This is a genomic window from Flavivirga jejuensis (genome assembly GCF_030540765.1).
Taxonomy (GTDB): domain Bacteria; phylum Bacteroidota; class Bacteroidia; order Flavobacteriales; family Flavobacteriaceae; genus Flavivirga; species Flavivirga jejuensis.
The window spans coordinates 1-3,876 of the sequence record NZ_JAUOEL010000025.1; the positions used below are offsets into that span (position 1 = coordinate 1).

Consider the following 3,876-nt stretch of genomic DNA (forward strand, 5'->3'; position numbering starts at 1 on the left):
TTTAATATCGTTATAACAGAAAACCTGTATTTCTCTTTTATTATATAAATAGACTCTTGTTTATACCTATATAATGGTATTAAAAAACCCCCAAAACATTAAGCCTTGAGGGTTACTAAAAAAACGCTGGTTTTCTATATGTCCCAAACCCCTAACGTTATACTTTATTCATTATTCATTAAAACAACTTCCTGCAGTTGGTAACTGTGCGGTTGTTAAACCGGAACCATAACTAAAGTTTGTGCAGCTTGTTACATTATCGGTAGCCCAACCAGAAAGGTTCTGGTTGAAGACACCGGCTCCATAAAACATATAAGACATATCCTCTACTGAACTAACATCCCAACTACCAATATCCTGATTGAAGGCAATGGCTAATCTAAACATATCAGACATATACTCCACTGAGCTAACATCCCAACTACCAATATCATGGTTGAAGGCAATCGCTTCTCTAAACATATTAGACATATACTCCACTGAGCTAACATCCCAATTACCAATGTTCTGGTTGAAGGCACTGGCTCCATAAAACATATAAGACATACTCTCTACAGAGCTAACATCCCAACTACCAATATCTTGGTTGAAGGTAATCGCTCCTCTAAACATATAAGACATTCTCTCTACAGAGCTAACATCCCAACTACCAATATCTTGGTTGAAGGCACTGGCTGCTCTAAACATATAATACATATTTGTTACATTGCTAACATCCCAATTACCAATATCCTGGTTGAAGGCACTGGCTTCTCTAAACATATAAATCATATTCTCTACAGAGCTAACATCCCAACTACCAATATCTTGGTTGAAGGCACTGGCTTCATTAAACACATAAGACATATCCTCTACAGAGCTAACATCCCAATTACCAATATCTCCATTAAAGGAACTAAAAGCAAACATATAAGACATACTGGTTACCTGGCTTAAATCTGGAACATCTGTGGCATTGTAAGTAAGGTTTGTACAATATGTAAATGCCCGTCCCATACTCTTCCATTGAATATCCCCCCAACGCTCTATGGTCTGTAATTTTGCTGCTGTTGCTTCTATTTCGGCGCCGTAAGCAAAATAAATCGCCGGGAAATCTCCTGTTATCGATACCGTGTGAATACCTGCTGTGGCATACTGGTGGGGTGCATCGCCTGTTAACCCACTCTCGGTACTGCCATCTCCCCAATCTATATCATAACTATAGCCTGTGAGATTAGGATTGGTGTAAATCGTTATCTCCTCGTTGGCAGTTGTCGTTTCCCACGTTGTTACAAAAGCCTCAAAAGCGTTTTCTGTTATATTTACTGTATAGGTTTCTGTACTTTCGTCCTCTGCCGTTACTGTATAGGTTACTGGTGATGTATAGTCCTGTGCTCCTATGGGGCTTATGGTGGCTAATTGTGATACTTCTATAGTCGGGGTTAGTGACGTGATAACTGTTCCGTATGGAACGCTCGCCGATATGCTTTTACCGGCTTCGTCTATAGTAGCAGTTATGGCTTCGCTTAGTACGGTATTGGCTTCTGTAGTAAATATAAAACTCAGAATTTGTTTGCCAGTGCTTTCTTCTACGCTTACACTTGCTCTATAAGCTTGGGTACTACCGTCTTCTGCTGTTACCGTGTAGGTTACTCCCGTAGTGAAATCTTGTGCGCCAGTAGGGCTTACGGTTGCTAACTCTGACACTTCTATCTTCGGGGTCAATGATTTTACATCGCTGCCGTTTGGAAAGATCGCACTTATCGTTTTATCACTTTCGGTTATGGTAGCGGTTACGGATTCACTAAGTATACTATTGTTCTCGGAGGCAAATATAAAACTCAGAATTTGTTTGCCATCACTCTTTGCTGGGTCGTCTTTGGAACAGCTTGCAAGTGTTATAACTACTATTAACAATAGTAGGTTTTTAAATTTTAATAGATTTGTTTTCATTATTTCTTTTTTTGAAATGTTTAAATTAATGATACAAAACAACAAATATTTAAAATCACTAATTGGTCAATCGACATCACAAATCGTTCAATTATTTTAAATTACAGTAGTATAAATCTGGGTTCAACGTAAGAAAAATGAGATTATTTTTTTGTAGAATACTACTTATGAGATATTTATAAAGTGAATTTTAGATATCTGAAACATATTCAACTCTATTAGTTTCAAGCTAAAAACCAATAAACATACCATCCTCTTCCTTAAATTATCATAAACTAGCTAGATAGTCTATAATAATTATAAGTTGAATCTAGCATATTTATTGACTTTTATCTACGATCTTTACGTCGAACTCAGGTTATAAAAGCCTGTTATACCGATTGAGAACTAGCAAAATTCTTTTAGGGACATTTACCAGCTTTTCGATTATGCTTTTAATTTTCGGTTTGTGATATCTGTAATCTTTATAGTGCTTTGTATTCATAAGCTCCTATATCGTAATATCCTGCTCTGTCTGTGCCAAATCTTTGCTCATACTTATTACCTACTAATAAGTATTTGTTTTAATATCGTTATAACAGAAAACCTGTATTTCTCTTTTATTATATAAAATAGACTCTTGTTTATACCTATATAATGGTATTAAAAAACCCCCAAAACATTAAGCCTTGAGGGTTACTAAAAAACGCTGGTTTTCTATATGTCCAAAACCCCTAACGTTATACTTTAATCATCACCAAAACAACTTCCTAAAGTTGGTAACTGTGCGGTTGTTAAACCGGAACCATAACTAAAGTCTGTGCAGCTTGTTACATTATCGGTAGCCCAATCAGAAAGGTTCTGGTTGAAGTCACCGGCTGCATAAAACATATAAGACATATTCTCTACTGAACTAACATCCCAACTACCAATATCCTGGTTGAAGGCACTGGCTCCACTAAACATATAAGGCATATTCTCTACAGAGCTAACATCCCAACTACCAATATCTTGGTTAAATGCAGTGGCTTCTCTAAACATATAAGACATATACTTCACTGAACTAACATCCCAACTACCAATGTTCTGGTTGAAGGCACTGGCATAATCAAACATATGATGCATTTTCTCTACTGAACTAACATCCCAACTACCAATATCCTGGTTGAAGGTAATCGCTTCATAAAACATATAAGACATATTCTCTACAGAGCTAACATTCCAACTACCAATATCTTGGTTGAAGGCACTGGCTTCGTTAAACATATCAGACATATCCTCTACTGAGCTAACATCCCAACTACCAATATCTTGGTTGAAGGCACTGGCTCCATAAAACATCTCATACATATTTGTTACATTGCTAACATCCCAATTACCAATATCTTGGTTGAAGGCACTGGCTCCATAAAACATCTCATACATATTTGTTACATTGCTAACATCCCAATTACCAATGTCCTGGTTGAAGGCCCTGGCATCATTAAACATATTAGACATATTAGTTACCTGGCTTAAATCCGGAACATCTGTGGCATTGCTAGTAAGGTTTGTACAATATGCAAATGCTTGTTCCATACTCTTCCATTGTGTATCTCCCCAACTCTCTATGGTCTGTAATTTTGCTGCTGTTGCTCGTATTTCGAAGTCGTAAACAAAATAAATCGCTGGGAAATCTCCTGTTATCGATACCGTGTGAATACCTGCTGTGGCATACTGGTGGGGTGCATCGCCTGTTAACCCACTCTCGGTACTGCCATCTCCCCAATCTATATCATAACTATAGCCTGTGAGATTAGGATTGGTGTAAATCTTTATCTCCTCGTTGGCAGTTGTTGTTTCCCACGTTGTTACAAAAGCCTCAAAAGCGTTTTCTGTTATATTTACTGTATAGGTTTCTGTACTTTCGTCCTCTGCCGTTACTGTATAGGTTACTGGTGATGTATAGTCCTGTGCTCCTATGGG

General features: G+C 37.4%; 2 protein-coding genes. Both read right to left on the reverse strand.

The features are described from left to right. Positions 1-171: 171 nt before the first annotated feature. The gene (locus Q4Q40_RS23975; RefSeq protein WP_303304588.1) at positions 172-1,932 is read right to left on the reverse strand and encodes a BspA family leucine-rich repeat surface protein; all 1,761 of its coding nucleotides are present in this window, start codon (positions 1,930-1,932) and stop codon (positions 172-174) included. Between the two features lie 726 nt (positions 1,933-2,658). Continuing rightward, the coding region (locus tag Q4Q40_RS23980; RefSeq protein ID WP_303304589.1) for a BspA family leucine-rich repeat surface protein at positions 2,659-3,876 on the reverse strand (1,218 nt) is incomplete at its 5' end.

Excerpts from the sequence above, each read along its gene's own strand:
- Q4Q40_RS23975 (WP_303304588.1), bottom strand. The coding sequence starts at position 1,932 with ATGAAAACAAATCTATTAAAATTTAAAAACCTACTATTGTTAATAGTA.